Below are 19,790 nucleotides of genomic sequence, written 5' to 3'. Positions count from 1 at the left end.
TATTGGCGGTTTCTATATTGCTATGTGTAGTCTTTCTTTTTTTAGTAGAAGTCGCAGGTCGCTTTCTCGGCCTGATCCATCCACACCGGCTTCTCGCTGGTTTTCGCCCAGACGCGGTGCAGATAGCTGTAAAAACGAGCGCGATCTTTCCAGAACAGCATCACCGGCAGGGCCAGCACGCCAGCCACTACGGCGAAAGTACGACGCATGAACACAATATGAGCTGGATACGCTTTATACAGATCCATATTTTCTCCCCTATAGTTGGCCGGAAACGTCATCCGGAAAATTCAAAATCTGTGACCTGGATAAAATAATATCGCTTTGCGTGTAATTTTACTACTCATCCGACCACTTATTTTCATTCATTTAGTGAATATTTACACTCGCGCCGTAATTTAGTTACAGAAAAGTTAACAATTTACTTACCAATAGTTAAATTGTGGCTTTTCCATTTTTATACTTTTTTTACACCCTCTCTCCTCATTTTTGCGAAATCTTTGCGCCATAAATCCTACCGTTAACCCAACAACAAAAGTCACCCGGAGGTGGATTGTGAGTGCAGGTCTTATTGCCGGCATCGTGCTGGTGTTCCTGTTATTGGGTTATCTGGTTTATGCCCTGATTAATGCGGAGGCATTCTGATGGCTGCTCAGGCGTTTTTGCTTATTGCCAGCTTCTTACTGGCGTTGTTCGTTCTGGCAAGGCCACTGGGAATGGGGCTGGCAAGGCTTATCAACAACGTCCCCCTGCCTGGTACGGGAAGCGTTGAAAAAGGGATCTGGCGTGTACTGGGAATAGACGATCGCGAGATGAGCTGGCGTGAATATCTGTTTGCCATTCTGCTGCTGAATATTGTTGGGCTGATTGCACTTTTTACCCTGCTGATGCTGCAGGGGAGTCTGCCGCTGAATCCGCAACAATTACCGGGTCTGTCCTGGCATCTTGCGCTGAATACGGCAGTCAGCTTTGTCACCAACACCAACTGGCAGTCCTATGCGGGTGAAACCACGCTCAGCTATTTCAGCCAGATGGTTGGGTTAACCGTTCAGAACTTCCTCTCAGCCGCCAGCGGTATCGCTGTGATCTTCGCGCTGACGCGCGCGTTTGCTCGTCAGAAAATCAGTACCCTGGGTAACGCGTGGGTGGATCTGACGCGCATCACGTTGTGGATATTGCTGCCAATTGCGCTGCTGATCGCGCTGTTCTTTATTCAGCAAGGTAGCCTGCAAAACCTGCTGCCATACACCCCTTATACCTCGCTGGAAGGGGCAAAACAGCTCCTGCCGATGGGGCCCGTGGCGTCGCAGGAAGCCATCAAGATGCTCGGCACCAACGGCGGCGGCTTCTTCAACGCCAACTCATCGCATCCGTTTGAAAACCCGACTGCCCTGACCAATTTTGTGCAGATGCTGGCGATTTTCCTGATCCCCACCGCACTCTGCTTTGCCTTTGGTGATGTCGTCAACGATCGCCGTCAGGGGCGCACCCTGCTCTGGACCATGTCGTTAATCTTCGTGGTCTGCGTTGCGCTGGTGATGTGGGCTGAATGGAACGGCAATAGCCATTTCATGCAGCTTGGGGCTAACAGCAATATCAATATGGAAGGTAAAGAGAGCCGCTTTGGCATTCTCGCCAGCAGCCTCTATGCGGTGGTCACCACGGCGGCCTCGTGCGGGGCGGTGAATGCCATGCATGACTCCTTCACCGCACTGGGCGGCATGATCCCAATGTGGCTGATGCAGATTGGCGAGGTGGTATTTGGCGGCGTGGGTTCAGGTCTTTACGGCATGCTGTTGTTCGTGATGCTGGCGGTGTTTATTGCCGGTCTGATGATTGGTCGTACCCCGGAATACCTCGGTAAAAAAATCGACGTTCGCGAGATGAAATTAACCGCGCTGGCGATTCTGGTAACCCCTGCCCTCGTACTGCTCGGCTCCGCACTGGCGCTGATGACCGAGGCCGGACGCAGCGGCATCTTTAACCCGGGTATTCACGGCTTTAGCGAAGTGCTGTATGCCGTCTCCTCTGCCGCCAACAACAACGGCAGTGCCTTTGCAGGCTTAAGTGCCAACTCACCGTTCTGGAACTGTCTGCTGGCGTTCTGCATGTTCGTGGGTCGTTTCGGGATCATTGTGCCGGTCATGGCGATTGCCGGATCGCTGGTGAATAAAAAAATTCAACCGACCACCACCGGAACATTACCGACCCACGGCGCGCTGTTTATCGGCCTGCTCACAGGCACCGTGTTACTGGTTGGTGCCCTGACCTTTATCCCCGCCCTCGCGTTAGGCCCGGTCGCGGAATACCTCTCTTTACGCTGATTTTGCGGAGAATTTGTCATGAGTCGTAAACAACTGGCCCTGTTCGAACCGTCATTAGTTCGTCAGGCGCTCATGGATGCGGTGAAAAAACTGAGCCCGCGCGTGCAGTGGCACAACCCGGTGATGTTTATTGTCTGGGCGGGAAGCGTCCTGACCACCGCACTGGCGATTGCCATGGGAACGGGCCACATGCCGGGAAATGCGATGTTTACCAGCGCCATTAGCCTGTGGCTGTGGTTTACCGTGCTGTTTGCCAACTTTGCGGAAGCGCTGGCGGAAGGCCGGAGTAAAGCCCAGGCCAACAGCCTGAAAGGGGTAAAAAAGACCGCCTTCGCACGCAAGTTACGTGAACCAAAATACGGTGCGCAGATGGACCACGTTCCGGCGGATGAACTGCGTAAAGGCGATGTGGTGCTGGTCGAAGCTGGCGATATTATCCCGTGCGACGGGGAAGTGATTGAAGGTGGCGCGTCGGTGGACGAAAGCGCCATCACCGGGGAATCCGCCCCGGTTATCCGTGAATCCGGCGGCGATTTCGCCTCCGTAACGGGGGGGACGCGCATACTCTCCGACTGGCTGGTGATTCAGTGTAGCGTTAACCCAGGTGAAACCTTCCTTGATCGGATGATCGCCATGGTGGAAGGCGCCCAGCGTCGTAAAACCCCCAACGAGATTGCCCTGACCATCCTGCTGGTCGCGTTGACCCTCGTCTTCCTGCTGGCAACCGCGACCCTGTGGCCGTTCTCCGCTTATGGCGGTACGGCGGTCACCATCACGGTGCTGGTGGCGCTGCTGGTCTGTCTGATCCCCACCACTATCGGCGGCCTGCTGTCGGCCATCGGCGTGGCCGGTATGAGCCGTATGCTCGGTGCCAACGTCATCGCCACCAGCGGGCGTGCCGTTGAAGCGGCGGGCGATGTAGACGTTCTGCTGCTTGATAAAACCGGGACCATCACCCTCGGTAACCGTCAGGCATCAGACTTCTTACCCGCACCTGGCGTGGATGAAAAAACGCTGGCAGATGCCGCACAGCTCTCATCGCTTGCCGACGAAACTCCGGAAGGTCGCAGCATTGTGATTCTTGCCAAACAGCGCTTTAACCTTCGCCAGCGCGACGTTCAGAGCCTGCATGCCACTTTCGTGCCCTTCACGGCACAGACCCGGATGAGCGGCATTAATATTCAGGACCGGATGATCCGTAAAGGCTCGGTTGACGCCATCCGTCGCCACATTGAGGCTAATAACGGTCACTTCCCACCCGAAGTGGATAGCCTGGTGGAAAGCGTGGCCCGTCAGGGGGCAACGCCGCTGGTGGTGGCTGAAGGCGCAAACGTGCTGGGGGTGATTGCCCTGAAGGATATCGTCAAAGGCGGCATCAAAGAACGCTTTGCCCAGCTGCGTAAAATGGGGATCAAAACGGTGATGATCACCGGGGATAACCGTCTGACCGCCGCGGCGATTGCTGCCGAAGCGGGCGTGGATGATTTTCTTTCCGAAGCCACACCGGAAGCCAAACTGGCCTTGATTCGTCAGTATCAGGCGGAAGGGCGTCTGGTCGCGATGACCGGTGACGGGACCAACGATGCCCCTGCTCTGGCGCAGGCCGACGTGGCGGTGGCAATGAACTCCGGTACCCAGGCGGCAAAAGAGGCGGGCAACATGGTCGATCTCGACTCTAACCCGACCAAGCTGATTGAAGTCGTGCACATTGGTAAGCAGATGCTGATGACGCGCGGCTCGCTGACCACGTTCAGCATCGCTAACGATGTGGCGAAATATTTCGCCATCATTCCGGCCGCGTTTGCTGCGACCTATCCGCAATTAAACGCCCTGAACGTAATGCACCTGCACTCCCCGGCATCGGCCATTCTGAGCGCGGTAATCTTTAACGCCCTGATTATTGTCTTCCTGATCCCGCTGGCGCTGAAAGGCGTGAGCTACAAGCCGCTCACGGCGGCCGCCATGCTGCGCCGCAACCTGTGGATTTACGGCCTGGGTGGGCTGGTGGTGCCTTTCATCGGTATCAAGGCTATCGATCTGCTGTTGACCCTGTTCGGGCTGGTTTAAAAGGTGAATCAAATGACGATGTTACGCCCCGCTATACTTCTGTTTATTCTGCTGTCGCTGATTACCGGCGGCCTCTACCCGCTGGTCACCACCGCCCTGGGCCAGTGGTGGTTTAAGGATCAGGCTAACGGCTCGCTGATTATGCAAAACGGTGAAAACCGCGGTTCGCGCCTGATTGGCCAGAGCTTTACGGACGCTCGCTACTTCCAGGGACGCCCTTCCGCCACTGCCGAAAGCCCGTATAATCCGATGGCATCCGGCGGCAGTAACCTTGCGGGCAGCAACCCGGCGCTGGAGAAAGCCGTCGCCGAGCGCGTGGCCGCCCTGCGCGCCGCCAATCCACAGGCCAGCCGCGAGGTTCCCGTGGAGCTGGTCACCGCCTCAGCCAGCGGGCTGGACTATAGCCTGACGCCGGCAGCGGTGGCGTGGCAGATCCCGCGCGTTGCCGCCGCCCGTCAATTGAGTGTTGAACAGGTGAGCAAGCTGGTGGCAGAACACACACAAAAGCCGCTGGTCAGCTATATCGGCATGCCGGTAGTGAATATTGTTGAGCTGAATCTGGCGCTGGACGCGCTAAGGAAAAACTAAATGACCGACGAGCCCATGCGCCCGGATCCGGACAGGCTGCTTGAACAGACGGCTGAAGCCCATCGCGGCAAACTGAAAATTTTCTTTGGCGCCTGCGCGGGTGTCGGGAAAACCTTCGCCATGCTGACGGAAGCCCAGCGGCTTCGGGCACAGGGGCTCGATATACTCATCGGCGTGGTTGAAACCCACGGACGTAAAGAGACGGCATCGCTGCTGAAGGGGCTTGCCACCCAGCCGCCCCGCCGCATCAACCATCGGGGTCGTTTAGTCACAGAGTTTGATATTGATGCCGCCCTCGCCCGCCGTCCGGCGCTTATCCTGATGGACGAACTGGCGCACAGCAATGCGCCAGGCTCGCGTCACCCCAAGCGCTGGCAGGATGTGGAAGAATTACTTGAAGCTGGCATTGATGTTTTCACGACGGTTAACGTGCAGCATCTGGAAAGCCTGAACGACGTGGTCAGCGGCGTGACCGGCATTCAGGTGCGCGAGACGGTGCCCGACCCTTTCTTCGATTCCGCTGACGAAGTGGTGCTGGTCGACCTGCCGCCGGATGATTTGCGCCAGCGCCTGCACGAAGGCAAAGTCTATATTGCCGGACAGGCCGAGCGTGCCATCGAACATTTCTTCCGCAAAGGCAACCTGATTGCCCTGCGCGAACTGGCTCTGCGCCGTACTGCCGATCGCGTTGACGATCAGATGCGTGCCTGGCGCGATTTGCAGGGCCAGGAACGCGTCTGGCATACGCGGGATGCCATCCTGCTGTGCGTGGGGCACGGCAGCGGTAACGAAAAACTTGTCCGCACCGCCGCGCGTCTGGCCGCCAAATTTGGCAGCGTCTGGCATGCGGTGTATGTCGAAACGCCGCAGCTTCATGCCCTGCCAGAAAACCAGCGCCGCGCGATTCTGAGTTCGCTGCGCCTGGCGCAGGAACTGGGTGCCGAAACCGCCACCCTTTCCGATCCTCAGGAAGATAAAGCCATTCTGCGCTACGCCCGGGAGCATAACCTGGGGAAAATCGTCATTGGCCGTCGCCAGCATCGTCGCTGGTTTAGCCGTGAATCCTTTGCCGACAAACTGGCCCGCCGCGCGCCGGATCTGGACCTGGTGATCGTGGCGCTGGATGATAAACCCACGCCCCTTCCCAGCCGCGCCCCGGACAGCCGTACTTTCAGTGATAAATGGCGCATTCAGCTTCGCGGCTGCCTGGTGGCAGTCGTGCTCTGCGCCCTGATCACGATCATTGCCAGCAAATGGCTGATTGCCTTCGACGCAGCCAACCTGGTGATGATCTACCTCCTTGGCGTGGTGGTGGTGGCACTCTTTTACGGACGCTGGCCGTCGGTGCTGGCAACGGTGATTAACGTCATCAGCTTTGATCTGTTCTTTATTGCCCCTCGCGGGACGCTCGCCGTGTCGGACGTACAGTACATCCTGACCTTTGCCGTGATGCTCACCGTCGGGCTGGTGATCGGCAATCTGACGGCGGGCGTGCGCTACCAGGCGCGCATCGCCCGCTACCGCGAACAGCGCACGCGGCATCTGTATGAAATGTCGAAATCGCTGGCGGTGGGTCGGACCCCGCTGGATATTGTGCAGACCAGCGAGCAGTTTATTCGCTCGACGTTTCATGCCAGCAACCTGATTTTACTCCCGGACGAACACGGTAAGCTGCGCCCGCTAACCTCGGCCTCCGGCATGACGCCCTGGGACGAAGCCATCGCGCGCTGGAGCTTTGATAAAGGGTTACCTGCGGGCGCAGGGACCGACACCCTGCCCGGCGTGCCCTATCAAATTCTGCCGCTACGCAGCGCCGATAAAAATCAGGGGCTGGTGATTGTTGAGCCCTCAAACTTGCGTCAGCTGATGATCCCCGAGCAGCAGCGGCTGCTGGAGACTTTTACGCTGCTGGTTGCCAGCGCACTGGAACGGCTGGCGCTTACCGCCAGTGAAGAACAGGCCCGACTGGCCAGCGAGCGTGAAAGCATTCGTAACTCGCTGCTGGCGGCGCTGTCGCACGACCTGCGGACACCGCTGACCGTTCTGTTTGGTCAGTCAGAAATCCTGACACTGGACCTGGCCGCGGAAGGGTCTAAACACGCCCTTCAGGCCAGCGAAATCCGCCAGCACGTGCTGAATACCACCCGTCTGGTGAATAACCTGCTCGATATGGCGCGCATTCAGTCGGGCGGATTTAACCTCAAAAAAGAGTGGCTCACGCTGGAAGAAGTGGTAGGCAGCGCGCTGAAAATGCTGGAGCCCGGCCTCGGTGGGCGGCATATCGCGCTGAACATGCCTGAACCCCTGACCTTAATTCACGTCGATGGCCCCTTGTTTGAACGGGTGCTGATCAATCTGCTGGAAAATGCCGGTAAATATGCCGGCTCAAGTGCCCGGATTGGCGTGGATGCGATGGTAGAGGATGGCACGCTTCACCTTGACGTCTGGGATACCGGACCGGGCATTCCTGCCGGGCAGGAGCTGGCTATTTTCGAAAAATTCGCGCGCGGGAACAAAGAGTCGGCCATTCCGGGCGTTGGGCTCGGGCTGGCGATTTGTCAGGCGATCGTTGACGTCCATGGCGGAACCATTTCCGCAGAGAATCGTCCGGAAGGCGGCGCGCGTTTTTGTGTTACACTTCCTCTGGAAACCCCGCCAGAACTGAATGAATTACCCGAGGATTTGTGATTAACGTTCTGATTGTCGAAGATGAGATCGCCATTAGCCGTTTTCTGCGCGCTGCGCTGGAAGGAGACGGTCTGCGCGTTCACGATGCGGGTACGCTTCAACGGGGTTTAATTGAAGCCGCCACCCGCAAGCCGGACCTGGTGATCCTCGATCTTGGGCTGCCGGATGGCGACGGCATCGATTTTATTCGTGAGGTTCGTCAGTGGAGCCAGATGCCGATTCTCGTGCTCTCTGCCCGTACTGAAGAGACGGATAAAATCGCCGCGCTGGATGCCGGCGCCGATGACTATCTGATTAAACCCTTTGGCATTGGCGAATTGCAGGCTCGCCTGCGCGTGGCGCTGCGTCGTCATAGCGCCACCACGCCTGCCGACCCAACCTACACGTTTGGTGATATTCGGGTTGACCTCGCCGCACGGCGCATTGTGCGCGGTGAAGAGGAAATCCATCTTACCCCCATCGAATTCCGCCTGCTCGCCGTGCTGCTTAATAACCACGGCAAGGTTCTCACCCAGCGCCAGCTGTTGAGTCAGGTGTGGGGACCCAACGCGGTGGAACATAGTCACTATTTGCGCATATATATGGGTCACCTTCGTCAGAAACTGGAAGTCGACCCCGCTCGCCCTCGCCATTTATTAACTGAAACCGGTATCGGTTATCGGTTTATGCTTTGAATAACTATTCATATTATTTTCTAAATAATCAAAAACCCTCCCGATCAATATTAAAAAAATAATCAATATATTATTCCATGGATTATTTTTGCTCGTTTAAAACATTAACAAAACCAATCATTAACACTTCAACAACAAATCAGCATTTTGATCTGCGTTATTCATCAAAAACGACTAATTATTTCTGAAATGATCGGTTAAGGGTGATCTGATTCACAGTTAATCCCTTTTTCCTGGATAAAATGACCATGCTTTCAATTACTGAAAGGAAAATGAAACATGGAAAACAACAATCGCTTAATGCCCCATATAAGGCGGACAACACATATCATGATTTTTGCCCACCGAAACTGCTTTGACTTTCACCTCTTTAATGCCCGGTAGTCCTGCGACTTCTGGCGCACTCGCTTACAGGTTATCCTGAAATACCTTATTTTACAGGCCATTGCCTGTGAAGTCGTGCGCTCATTCCACTTAATTCAGACTCATCTGCAACCGGGCGGACTGAATTTCAATCATCAAAAAGCAATTTACTGATTTTAATCAGCGGCCACACTTTGCTTTTTTTCCGGAAAATTATCGATTTCTTTCTGACAAGAAATCGAAGGACGCTTATTACCTAAAATAAAGAGAGAAAGATGAAAAGTTTAAAAATCGCGGCCAGCCGTGCATGTCCGGACTGCTTTACCACCCAGCGTGAGCTTGTGGATGTCCGCGCTTCAGATTATATCGACGTCGCGGCCATTGTTCTGGCCGTTAGCGATATTTCCAGCGGCATACTGGAAGAAATAGAAGCCACCGGATTTGGCATTCCCGTCTTTGTCGCAACGCATAAAGAAGAGATCATTCCGGCAGATTATTTATCGCGCATTCACGGCGTATTTGAGCATTCAGACACCAGCAACGATTTTTATGGCCGCCAGCTGGAAGCGGCGGCCCAGAAGTACGAAACCCAGCTGCGACCGCCGTTTTTCCGTGCCCTCGTAGACTACGTGAAACAGGGTAACAGCGCATTTGACTGCCCGGGGCATCAGGGGGGGCAATTCTTCCGCCGTCATCCTGCGGGCAATCAGTTTGTCGATTTCTTTGGTGAAACGCTTTTCCGTTCCGACCTGTGTAACGCCGACGTGGCGATGGGCGATCTGCTGATCCACGAAGGCGCCCCGTGCATTGCGCAGCAACATGCCGCAAAGGTCTTTAATGCCGATAAGACCTACTTTGTGCTGAATGGGACCTCCTCATCCAACAAAGTGGTCCTTAACGCCCTGCTCACCCCTGGCGACCTGGTGCTGTTTGACCGTAATAACCACAAATCGAACCATCACGGCGCCCTTCTTCAGGCTGGCGCGACACCGGTCTATCTGGAAACCGCGCGCAACCCGTACGGCTTTATTGGTGGCATTGACGCGCACTGCTTTGAGGAAAGCTACCTGCGCGAGTTGGTAGCCGAGGTGGCGCCGGGTCGTGCACGCGATGCACGCCCGTTCCGTCTGGCGGTGATCCAGCTGGGTACCTACGATGGCACCATCTATAACGCCCGTCAGGTGGTGGATAAGATTGGGCATCTGTGTGATTACATCCTGTTCGACTCGGCCTGGGTAGGTTACGAGCAGTTTATCCCGATGATGGCAGATTGCTCGCCGCTGCTGCTGGAGCTGAACGAAAACGACCCGGGAATTCTGGTCACCCAGTCGGTACATAAACAGCAGGCAGGCTTCTCGCAAACCTCACAGATCCACAAAAAGGACAGCCATATCAAAGGCCAGCAGCGCTATGTACCCCACAAGCGGCTGAATAATGCTTTTATGATGCACGCCTCCACCAGCCCGTTCTACCCTCTGTTTGCTGCGCTGGATATTAACGCCCGTATGCATGAAGGTCAGAGCGGTCGCAATATGTGGATGGACTGCGTGGTTAACGGTATCGAAGCGCGCAAACTGATCCTGGAGAACTGCCAGTACCTTCGTCCGTTTGTGCCGGAGACGGTGGATGGCCGTCCGTGGGAAAGCTTCGACACAGCGGAAATTGCCACCGATCTGCGCTTCTTCCACTTCGTACCGGGTGAAAACTGGCACGCTTTTGAGGGCTATGCCGAGCACCAGTACTTTATCGACCCGTGCAAGCTCCTGCTGACCACGCCAGGTATTAACGCCCGCACCGGCGAGTATGAGGATTTCGGCGTGCCCGCCACCATCCTCGCCAATTTCCTGCGTGAAAACGGCATCGTGCCGGAGAAATGCGATCTCAACTCGATCCTGTTCCTGCTCACCCCTGCGGAAGATATGGGCAAACTGCAGCAGCTGGTGGCGCAGCTGGTGCGCTTCGAAAAACTGCTCGAGAGCGATGTTCCGCTGAAAGAGGTCCTGCCTTCTCTCTACAAACAACATCCGGAACGTTACGCGGATTACACGCTGCGCCAGATTTGCCAGGAGATGCACGATCTCTATGCCCGCCATAACGTGAAGCAACTGCAAAAAGAGATGTTCCGCAAGTCTCACTTCCCGCGCGTGATGATGAACCCGCAGGAGGCAAACTATGCGTATCTGCGTGGTGAAGTCGAACTGGTCTCCCTGCGCGACGCGGAAGGCCGCATTGCCGCTGAAGGCGCCCTGCCTTATCCGCCTGGGGTGCTGTGCGTTGTCCCGGGCGAAGTCTGGGGCGGCTCCGTGCTGCGCTACTTTGCCGCGCTGGAAGACGGTATCAACCTGCTACCAGGCTTCGCGCCTGAGCTGCAGGGCGTATACGTTGAAGAGTGTGAGGGTCGCAAACAGGTTCGCTGTAACGTCATCAAACAACCCGCTGCTCAGCCCGCGCTGATGAAAGGAGAGACATTATGAGTAAATCCAATAAGATGGGCGTGGTGCAGCTGACCATCCTCACCATGGTCAACATGATGGGGTCTGGGATCATCATGCTGCCCACCAAGCTTGCCGAAGTGGGCACCATTTCGATTATCTCCTGGCTGGTGACGGCGGTGGGGTCAATGGCGCTGGCGTGGGCATTCGCCAAATGCGGGATGTTCAGCCGCAAGTCCGGCGGGATGGGTGGCTATGCGGAATACGCTTTTGGTAAGTCCGGCAACTTTATGGCCAACTACACCTATGGTGTATCGCTGCTGATCGCCAACGTGGCGATTGCCATTTCCGCCGTGGGTTACGGGACGGAACTGTTTGGCGCCACGCTCACCCCGGTACAAATTGGGCTGGCGACCATCGGGGTGCTGTGGATCTGCACCGTGGCGAACTTCGGCGGCGCGCGTATCACCGGACAACTGAGCAGCATCACCGTCTGGGGCGTGATTATCCCGGTCGTCGGTTTATGCATCATCGGCTGGTTCTGGTTTAGTCCTACGCTCTACGCCAACTCCTGGAACCCGCATCATGTGCCGTTCTTTACCGCCGTGGGCTCTTCTATCGCCATGACGCTGTGGGCTTTCCTCGGACTGGAATCGGCCTGCGCGAATGCGGAAGTGGTTGAGAACCCGGAAAAGAACGTGCCAATTGCGGTACTTGGCGGAACGCTGGGGGCGGCGGTGATCTATATCGTCTCAACCAACGTGATTGCCGGGATTGTGCCGAATATGGATCTGGCTAACTCCACGGCACCGTTCGGGCTGGCTTTCGCCCAGATGTTCACCCCGGAAGTCGGGAAGGTGATTATGGGTCTGATGGTAATGTCCTGCTGCGGTTCGCTTCTCGGCTGGCAGTTCACCATCGCGCAGGTGTTTAAATCCTCGGCTGACGAAGGTTATTTCCCCAAAATCTTCTCCCGCGTCACCAAAGCGGACGCACCGGTGCAGGGCATGCTGGCCATCGTGATTTTCCAGAGTGGATTGTCGCTGATGACCATTAGCCCGTCGCTGAACAGCCAGTTCAACGTGCTGGTCAACCTGGCGGTGGTGACGAACATCATTCCGTACATTCTGTCGATGGCCGCGCTGGTGATTATTCAGAAGGTCGCGAAGGTGGATCCGCGTAAAGCACGAGCAGCGAATATCGTGGCGCTCATTGGGGCGATTTACAGCTTCTATGCGCTCTACTCTTCCGGTCAGGAAGCGATGCTCTATGGGGCAATGGTGACCTTTATGGGCTGGACGCTGTACGGTCTGGTGTCACCACGGTTTGAATTGAAGAATAAGCATAGTTAGGTAAAAACAAAACGGCAGCCCGAGGGTTGCCGTTTTTATTGTTTTCTCCCTCTCCCCGTGGGAGAGGGCCGGGGTGAGGGCATCAGCCCGCACCGATAACGCACTTACGCGTTCTTCAGCACTTCGCTGACAATCTCTACGGCTTCTTTCTCAATCTGCTGACGGTGCTCAGCGCCGAGGAAGCTTTCGCAATAGATTTTATACGCGTCTTCCGTACCGGATGGACGTGCAGCGAACCAGCCGTTGTCGGTCATTACTTTCAGCCCCCCGATAGACGCGCCGTTACCCGGTGCAGCCGTCAGACGCGCGGTGATCGGATCTCCTGCCAGGGTGCTAGCACTGACCATCTCCGGAGAGAGTTTAGACAGCGCCGCTTTCTGGGCTGAGGTCGCGCTCGCCTGAATACGGTTGTAGCTTGGCGCACCAAAACGTGCCGCCAGGTCGTTGTAATGTTCCTGCGGGTTCTTACCGGTGACCGCGGTGATCTCCGCCGCCAGCAGGCACATGATGATACCGTCTTTATCGGTTGACCATGGCGTGCCATCGAAACGCAGGAAGGATGCCCCGGCGCTCTCTTCACCACCGAAGCCGAAGCTGCCGTCGTGCAGACCGTCAACAAACCATTTGAAGCCCACCGGCACTTCCACCAGCTTGCGGCCCAGCGCGTCGACCACGTGGTCGATCATCGCGGAAGAGACCAGCGTTTTACCAACAGCCACCTCTTTGCCCCACTGCGGACGATGCTGGAACAGGTAGTTGATCGCCACAGCCAGATAGTGGTTCGGGTTCATCAGCCCGGCAGGGGTGACGATACCGTGACGGTCATAATCCGGGTCGTTCGCAAACGCCAGATCGAATTTGTCGCGCAGCGCCAGCAGGCCCGCCATCGCACACTCGGAGGAGCAGTCCATACGGATCGCGCCGTCTTTATCCAGGTGCATAAAGCGGAAGGTCTGATCGACGTGATCGTTCACGATGGTCAGATCAAGCTTGTAATGCTCGGCAATGCGTTTCCAGTACTCGATACCGGAACCGCCCAGCGGGTCCACGCCCAGCTTCAAACCTGCTTTCTGAATCGCCGCCATGTCGACGATATCCGCCAGCCCTTCCACGAACGGCTGAACCAGATCCTGCTCTTTTACGTGACCGGACGCCATTGCTGCATCCAGAGAGATGCGTTTCACGCCTTTCAGACCGTCAGCCAACAGCGCGTTTGCGCGGTCTTCTACCACTTTGGTGACGTTAGTATCTGCCGGGCCACCGTTAGGCGGGTTGTATTTAATGCCCCCGTCTTCCGGCGGGTTGTGGGATGGAGTGATAACAATCCCGTCAGCCAGCGCGCCACCTTTTTTGTTGTGCACCAGGATAGCGTTAGACACCGCCGGCGTTGGCGTGAAGCCGTTATTCTCCTGCACAATCACGTCGACGCCGTTTGCCGCCAGCACTTCCAGCACAGAGATGAACGCCGGTTCAGACAGCGCATGGGTATCTTTCCCCACGTAGCACGGACCGGTAACGCCGTTTTTAGCGCGCTCTTCCGCAATGGCCTGAGCAATGGCCAGAATGTGCGGTTCGTTAAAGCTATGGCGTGCCGCGCTACCGCGGTGACCAGATGTACCAAACTTCACTGCGTGTTCTGCGTTGCCCACGACCGGTTTCAGCACGTAATACTGCGCGGTCAGCTGAGCGACGTTAATCAAATCGCTTTGTTGTGCAGGTTGGCCTGCACGGCTGTGATTTGCCATTACCGGGTCCTTCTGATGCAAGGGTTAAATTGTACCGCAAACCTTTTCAATCAATTCCGCCGGGAACTGCATGGACTGCATGATGTGTTCAATCATGCTGCACTTGCGGCCCGTATTGGTATTGGTGATCACCCAGTATGGGGTGCCAGGGACATGTTTAGGTTTGGTTTGGTTGCCATTTTGCAGCAGCGTTTGCTCGTCACCCGCGAAATAGACGCGAGTACGACCGTGCAGCGACTCGGTCGCTTCAGCAAACGCTTTGTTATCCAGGGAGTAAAGTGTAGACAGCACCAGCATAAAGCGGTTAACCGCCTTTTTCTGCTCCGCATACTCGTCGGACAGCAACAGCTCGCGCATCGCGCGTACTTTATCTTTTACCGGCGTCACGGCAGGCTTTGCTTGTGCAACAACGCTCGGCTGAGACACGACATCTTTGGTGACTGGGGTAGCAGGCTGTGAAGCGGCGGAAATTTTAAGCATGCGCCGTAAAATGTCGGACGCGCTCTCCCCGATATGCCGCGTTTGGCTGGCAATATACTGATAGAGTTCGTCATCAACTTCGATTGTTTTCATCTTAATCCAGTGCGATATCTTATCTGAATACAAGTCATTGGGATTATAAGGTCAAATCCCAACAGCGGATAGCGTCAAACCAGGTTGGCGGCAAAAGTCAGATTAAACTGGAACCTTGCGGCCGGGCGGCAGAATGGTCAACATGATACCCTAACCTGACAAACGTAAAAAAAGAACTTTGCCATGAAATTGAATACCCGAGCGCAAACTGCACAATCGCCGAACAATAATTCTCCCATCGTACTGGTTCATGGACTTTTTGGCAGCCTGGATAACCTGGGCGTGCTGGCGCGCGATCTGGTTACCGATCACGATATTTTACAGGTCGATATGCGCAACCACGGACTTTCCGGGCGCGCAGACGAGATGACCTACGCGGCAATGGCGCAGGATCTCCTGGATACGCTCGACGCCCACAACCTGCAGAAAGTGACCCTCATCGGGCATTCGATGGGTGGTAAAGCGGTCATGGCGCTCACGGCACTGGCACCTGAGCGAATTTCCGGGCTGGTGGTGATTGATGTCGCCCCAGTGGATTACGACGTTCGCCGTCACGATGAGATCTTCGCGGCAATTAATGCGGTGACGGAGGCCGGCGTTTCCACCCGTCAGCAGGCAGCAGCCGTGATGCGTGAGCATCTTGATGAAGAAGGCGTGGTGCAATTCCTGCTGAAGTCGTTTGTTGAGGGGCAATGGCGTTTTAACGTCCCGGTGCTGTGGGACCAGTATAATAACATCGTTGGCTGGGAGGCCGTCCCCGCCTGGCCGCATCCTACCCTCTTCATTCGCGGCGGTAACTCGCCTTACGTTACTGATGCTTACCGCGACACGCTGCTGGCACAATTCCCGCAGGCGCGCGCCCATGTAATTGCCGGTGCCGGACATTGGGTACATGCGGAAAAACCTGATGCAGTCCTGCGCGCCATTCGTCGCTATCTCACTGATACGGCAAATTGATTAAAAAGAGAGCGACTGGAAGACGACGGGCTTCCAGTCGTTGGCGTGCCGTTTTTGCTGATGTATGATGGCGCGCTTATCGCCCGGGCATTAGCAGGGCGGCGTGTTTCCCCCGAAGTCTCTGAATCATGGCCAAAGAACAAACGGACCGTACGACACTAGATCTGTTCGCGAATGAGCGTCGACCGGGACGACCGAAAACGAATCCGCTTTCGCGCGACGAACAGCTGCGTATTAATAAACGCAACCAGCTTAAACGCGATAAAAATCGTGGGCTTAAGCGTGTCGAATTGAAGCTCAACGCTGACGCTGTCGATGCGCTTAACGAGCTGGCGGAAGCGCGTAATATCAGCCGCAGCGAGCTCATTGAAGAGATGCTGATCGCCCAGCTTGAGACATTGCGCAGCCAGGCATAAGTCTGAAAAACCCCTTTTTTACCCTTTTCATGTAGCACAGAGTGCAGTCCTGCGCGATAGCGGTTTCCGCAGGGTTGCCTGTTCTGCTATTATTGCCCTTATCCGTGGCCGAATTGCGCCACCATACCATTAAGTTTCAAGAGGTTATTTTACTCATGGCAATCATCGGCATTTTCTTCGGCAGTGATACCGGCAATACCGAAAATATCGCAAAAAACATTCAGAAACAGCTCGGTAAAGACGTTGCTGATGTGCATGACATCGCCAAGAGCAGCAAAGAAGATCTCGAGGGCTACGACATTCTGCTGCTGGGTATTCCAACCTGGTACTACGGTGAAGCACAGTGCGACTGGGATGATTTCTTCCCAACGCTGGAAGAGGTGGACTTCAACGGCAAGCTGGTTGCCCTGTTTGGCTGTGGCGATCAGGAAGACTATGCCGAGTACTTCTGCGACGCGCTGGGCACCATCCGCGACATCATTGAGCCGAACGGCGCCGTTATTGTCGGTCACTGGCCCACTGCCGGTTACCACTTTGAAGCCTCCAAAGGTCTTGCCGATGACGATCACTTCGTGGGTCTGGCCATCGACGAAGACCGTCAGCCTGAGCTCACCGCTGAGCGCGTAGAGAAGTGGGTTAAGCAGATCCGTGAAGAACTGCACCTGGACGATATTCTCAACGCCTGATTTTCGCGGCGCAACGGCGGTTGCGCCCGTTTTCCAGGTAAAACCGATTAAATTAATTGCTACAAACTTTTAACTTTTTCGCTCAGACCTGTACAATGTTTCCCTGGTAAAATGTGGTTTTCATTTCACAAGTTTGTCGGTGATACCCCATTTTTATAAGCATACTTTGCCTGAGACTTGCAGTTTTCATTTAGCCGTGGCAGTTCTATAATGAGACGCAATATCCAAGGTGCATTTTCTGTCACTTCTTTCAGAAGTGAATCGTTTAGCAACAGGACAGATTCCGCATGACTGACAACAATACCGCATTAAAGAAGGCTGGCCTGAAAGTAACGCTTCCTCGGTTAAAAATCCTCGAAGTGCTTCAGGGTCCAGACAACCACCATGTCAGTGCGGAAGACCTCTATAAACGTCTTATCGACATGGGTGAAGAGATTGGTCTGGCCACCGTTTATCGCGTGCTGAACCAGTTTGATGACGCGGGCATTGTTACCCGTCATAATTTCGAAGGCGGTAAATCTGTATTCGAACTGACCCAGCAACATCACCACGATCACCTGATCTGCCTCGATTGCGGCAAGGTCATTGAATTCAGCGATGATTCCATCGAATCGCGTCAGCGTGAAATCGCCGCTCGTCATGGCATCCGCCTGACCAACCACAGCCTGTACCTGTATGGTCACTGCGCTGAAGGTGATTGCCGCGAAAATGAACACGCGCACGACGCAAAATAAGTCACGTTCATACTCTGAGCCAGCCGTAAGGCTGGCTTTTTTTTGCCTTAAAAAACCCGGTGGCGCAGCGCCACCGGGCGTAAAGCAACTTAATTATTGTTATTGCGTATCTCGTTCCAGATCTTATCGCAACGCTTCGCGACTTCCTGATCGTTACCCGTTTTACGCGCCTGGATACAGGCCTGATAATCCATCACACGAATATTCTCCTGCGTCGCGAATTGCTCATGCGCCTTCTCTTTCTTCAGCACATTCAGTACGCTCTGACAGGCTTCAATTTTCTCCGGCGAGCCTTGTGCGGTATTAATACAGGCGCTGTAAGCCTCCTTTAGCCTGGAATCTTCCTTCGGTGCCTGAGGCTGAGCGCAGGCCACCAGCCCCGATGCAAGCATCGCGACAATTACGATTTTTTTCATCATATGCAGTCTCCGGTCCGGCGGGCCTTAACCCGCCGGAAGATTCATCAGAAGATGGTGAATGGGGCAATAACCATGAATTTCACGTCACGTTCATCCTGGAAGATGTTGCCGTAACCGCCCGCATAGCTCGGGATATCGGAGTGGTTGTCATACTGAGTGAAGTGCAGTTTGAACATCGTGCCCTTCGCGCGCCCATCCTGCAGGGTATAGATAGCATCCAGGCTGTAGGAGGACTCTTTCAGGCGATAGTTTGGATCGTAGTACGCATCCGGCGTGGCCATGTCGCCAGGTTTTGCGTCCCAGGCGTAAGCGTAAGAAGCGCCCACTGCCCAACCCGGCAGGTTCCAGTTTTTCAGATCATACATTGCGCCGAAGAAGACCGCTTTTTCACCATCGGCGTTGAAGTCTGAGCGGTTATCCCACCAGATATCCAGACGACCGTTAGATGACGCGTAAGTTGGCGTCATACGTTGCAGGAAGTAGCCCTGCTGCCCTTCCGCCTTCACCCATGTCCCTTCCAGGCGTAAATCAACCTGGCCCACTTTATAGCCGAAAGTCAGCGCCTGCAGCCACGCGGTGCCGTCATAAATGTCGTTGACGCCGCCATCGCTGACCTTGTCACGCGTACCATAGAACTGGTAGCTGGTGCTCAGCGGACTTCCTGCGATATCAAATTTGTAGCTGGCTTTAGCAAAATACTGATCGATATAGCCTTCCGCCTGACCAAATGCGGCTTCCAGTACCAGATCGTTTTTAAAGTCGTATTTCGCGCCCAGCGAGTGGAGATAATCGACTTTGGTTTTCTTATCGTTCTGGTAGAACTTGTCCATTTCAATGTGCCATGGAGCCTTATACTCGTTGGTCCACATATAGGAGAAGCTCAACGCACCCGCATCACCATAGTCAAAGTTCGCCCCGGCTTCTGCGCCCTGATAGGTACCTGGCATGAAGCTCCAGTGTGGTGCTAACAGCGTCTGGCCGGTTGGCTGAATATACCCTCCACGCGCCCAGACCGGGCCGTATTTAAATTTCGCTGCGGCCTTGTACAGGCTGATACCACTCTTATCACCGGACCAGTCTTCATCGTAAGCTTTGTTGCTGGAGGAGAAGGCAATTTCGTTAGGGTGGCCGCTGTCGCCGTTTTCCGCCATTTCAATCGCGGTGAATGCAGCGATATCCAGGCCGAACATATCTGCGGCATAGCCTGACTGGAAGTCCAGGTTGGCGTTCCATGTGGAGTGAGAAAGGTTGGTTTTATATTTGTCTTCGGCGACGTCTTTACGGTCACGTTCACGCTGCCAGTAATAGATGCCGCCCGTGAGGGTAGAATCGTCGATGAAACCCGCAGCTTTCGCCTCAGGTGTAACAACCAGGCCAGACATTGCTGTCACACCGGCAATAGCCAGCGCCAGCGCACTACGTTTGCCACTGAACGTACGCATAGATTATTCCTCTTTGACGAATTAAAGCGCCTAAAACGGCGAAAATAAAAAAGACCAGGCGGTCAGGGGTAGTTATAAATACCCTCGAATTAACTACCGTCTTTAGGTTATTTTTCGCGACGCGAATTATCAATGCTTTTCATCAGGCAAAAGTCAGGATTATGACGAAGTGCACATAATTGGTAGTGCTTTGTAACATTTGGCCGGAAGCGTGATTTGGCGGGGGTATAGCAGCGTATTTCAGGGTATTAGAACATTAGAAATCGCGTATTTTGCGAAATTTGCCATTTTCAAAAACAGACAAAATTTTTTAAAAAAAATAAGTAGCAC

The 19,790-nt window shown here is 54.9% G+C and carries 18 protein-coding genes; 13 read left to right on the top strand and 5 right to left on the bottom strand.

Translation table 11 applies throughout. The annotated features are described in order from the left end of the window. Window positions 1-41: 41 nt before the first annotated feature. Window positions 42-248 carry a YbfA family protein gene (locus AAER43_RS06345; RefSeq protein ID WP_014883027.1) on the bottom strand — a complete coding sequence of 69 codons (207 nt, stop codon included), beginning with the start codon at window positions 246-248 and terminating at the stop codon, window positions 42-44. 307 nt (window positions 249-555) lie between these two features. On the opposite strand from AAER43_RS06345, the gene kdpF reads away from it, so the two are divergent. From kdpF to potE, 9 genes are all read left to right on the top strand, one after another. Next, window positions 556-645, top strand: a complete 90-nt coding sequence (kdpF, locus tag AAER43_RS06340) for a K(+)-transporting ATPase subunit F (protein ID WP_014069365.1) — start codon at window positions 556-558, stop codon at window positions 643-645. Continuing rightward, the gene (kdpA, locus tag AAER43_RS06335; protein ID WP_014883026.1) at window positions 645-2,324 is read left to right on the top strand and encodes a potassium-transporting ATPase subunit KdpA; all 1,680 of its coding nucleotides are present in this window, start codon (window positions 645-647) and stop codon (window positions 2,322-2,324) included. The genes kdpF and kdpA overlap by 1 nt, the downstream gene beginning before the upstream one ends. Before the next feature lie 18 nt (window positions 2,325-2,342). Continuing rightward, the gene (gene kdpB, locus AAER43_RS06330) at window positions 2,343-4,391 is read left to right on the top strand and encodes a potassium-transporting ATPase subunit KdpB (RefSeq protein WP_050862814.1); all 2,049 of its coding nucleotides are present in this window, start codon (window positions 2,343-2,345) and stop codon (window positions 4,389-4,391) included. A 12-nt stretch (window positions 4,392-4,403) separates the two neighbouring features. Then, a complete protein-coding gene (gene kdpC, locus AAER43_RS06325; RefSeq protein WP_050862815.1) occupies window positions 4,404-4,979 on the top strand; it encodes a potassium-transporting ATPase subunit KdpC in 576 nt (191 codons plus the stop codon). After that, on the top strand, window positions 4,980-7,667 hold the full coding sequence (gene kdpD / locus AAER43_RS06320) for a two-component system sensor histidine kinase KdpD (protein WP_050862816.1): 2,688 nt from the start codon (window positions 4,980-4,982) through the stop codon (window positions 7,665-7,667). Continuing rightward, window positions 7,664-8,341, top strand: coding sequence for a two-component system response regulator KdpE (kdpE, locus tag AAER43_RS06315; protein WP_008501074.1), 678 nt, complete (start codon window positions 7,664-7,666; stop codon window positions 8,339-8,341). The genes kdpD and kdpE overlap by 4 nt, the downstream gene beginning before the upstream one ends. A 279-nt stretch (window positions 8,342-8,620) precedes the next feature. Next, entirely contained in the window at window positions 8,621-8,725 is a 105-nt protein-coding gene (speFL, locus tag AAER43_RS06310; RefSeq protein WP_139137134.1) for a leader peptide SpeFL, read from the top strand. Between the two features lie 254 nt (window positions 8,726-8,979). Then, the gene (gene speF, locus AAER43_RS06305) at window positions 8,980-11,178 is read left to right on the top strand and encodes an ornithine decarboxylase SpeF (RefSeq protein WP_050862817.1); all 2,199 of its coding nucleotides are present in this window, start codon (window positions 8,980-8,982) and stop codon (window positions 11,176-11,178) included. After that, window positions 11,175-12,488, top strand: coding sequence for a putrescine-ornithine antiporter (potE, locus tag AAER43_RS06300; protein ID WP_022647448.1), 1,314 nt, complete (start codon window positions 11,175-11,177; stop codon window positions 12,486-12,488). The genes speF and potE overlap by 4 nt, the downstream gene beginning before the upstream one ends. Window positions 12,489-12,592: 104 nt before the next feature. Here potE and pgm read toward each other — a convergent pair whose 3' ends face one another. After that, window positions 12,593-14,233 carry a phosphoglucomutase (alpha-D-glucose-1,6-bisphosphate-dependent) gene (pgm, locus tag AAER43_RS06295; protein ID WP_050862818.1) on the bottom strand — a complete coding sequence of 547 codons (1,641 nt, stop codon included), beginning with the start codon at window positions 14,231-14,233 and terminating at the stop codon, window positions 12,593-12,595. A gap of 24 nt (window positions 14,234-14,257) precedes the next feature. After that, window positions 14,258-14,806 (bottom strand): replication initiation negative regulator SeqA, encoded by a 549-nt coding sequence (seqA, locus tag AAER43_RS06290; RefSeq protein ID WP_014883019.1) that lies wholly within the window; start codon window positions 14,804-14,806, stop codon window positions 14,258-14,260. A 183-nt stretch (window positions 14,807-14,989) separates the two neighbouring features. Here seqA and ybfF point away from each other — a divergent pair, with 183 nt between their 5' ends. The 4 genes from ybfF to fur all read left to right on the top strand — a co-directional run bounded on the left by ybfF (window position 14,990) and on the right by fur (window position 17,599). Then, window positions 14,990-15,763: an esterase gene (ybfF, locus tag AAER43_RS06285; protein WP_032637188.1), complete on the top strand. Its 774-nt coding sequence runs from the start codon at window positions 14,990-14,992 to the stop codon at window positions 15,761-15,763. A 128-nt stretch (window positions 15,764-15,891) separates the two neighbouring features. Next, window positions 15,892-16,179: a LexA regulated protein gene (gene ybfE / locus AAER43_RS06280; protein ID WP_014883017.1), complete on the top strand. Its 288-nt coding sequence runs from the start codon at window positions 15,892-15,894 to the stop codon at window positions 16,177-16,179. A 155-nt stretch (window positions 16,180-16,334) separates the two neighbouring features. Continuing rightward, window positions 16,335-16,865 (top strand): flavodoxin FldA, encoded by a 531-nt coding sequence (fldA, locus tag AAER43_RS06275; protein WP_008501067.1) that lies wholly within the window; start codon window positions 16,335-16,337, stop codon window positions 16,863-16,865. A 287-nt stretch (window positions 16,866-17,152) separates the two neighbouring features. Next, the gene (gene fur / locus AAER43_RS06270; RefSeq protein ID WP_003858655.1) at window positions 17,153-17,599 is read left to right on the top strand and encodes a ferric iron uptake transcriptional regulator; all 447 of its coding nucleotides are present in this window, start codon (window positions 17,153-17,155) and stop codon (window positions 17,597-17,599) included. Between the two features lie 89 nt (window positions 17,600-17,688). On the opposite strand, the gene chiQ is transcribed toward fur, so the two are convergent. After that, window positions 17,689-18,015 carry a ChiQ/YbfN family lipoprotein gene (gene chiQ / locus AAER43_RS06265; protein WP_014883016.1) on the bottom strand — a complete coding sequence of 109 codons (327 nt, stop codon included), beginning with the start codon at window positions 18,013-18,015 and terminating at the stop codon, window positions 17,689-17,691. A 47-nt stretch (window positions 18,016-18,062) separates the two neighbouring features. Beyond that, the gene (gene chiP, locus AAER43_RS06260) at window positions 18,063-19,460 is read right to left on the bottom strand and encodes a chitoporin (protein WP_014883015.1); all 1,398 of its coding nucleotides are present in this window, start codon (window positions 19,458-19,460) and stop codon (window positions 18,063-18,065) included. Window positions 19,461-19,790: the final 330 nt, after the last annotated feature.

Source organism: Enterobacter sp. FUJ80071, assembly GCF_038739915.1.
In the GTDB taxonomy this organism is placed as follows: domain Bacteria; phylum Pseudomonadota; class Gammaproteobacteria; order Enterobacterales; family Enterobacteriaceae; genus Enterobacter; species Enterobacter kobei.
The sequence above is the reverse complement of the archived record's forward strand: the minus strand, read 5'-3'. Positions and strand labels throughout refer to the sequence as shown.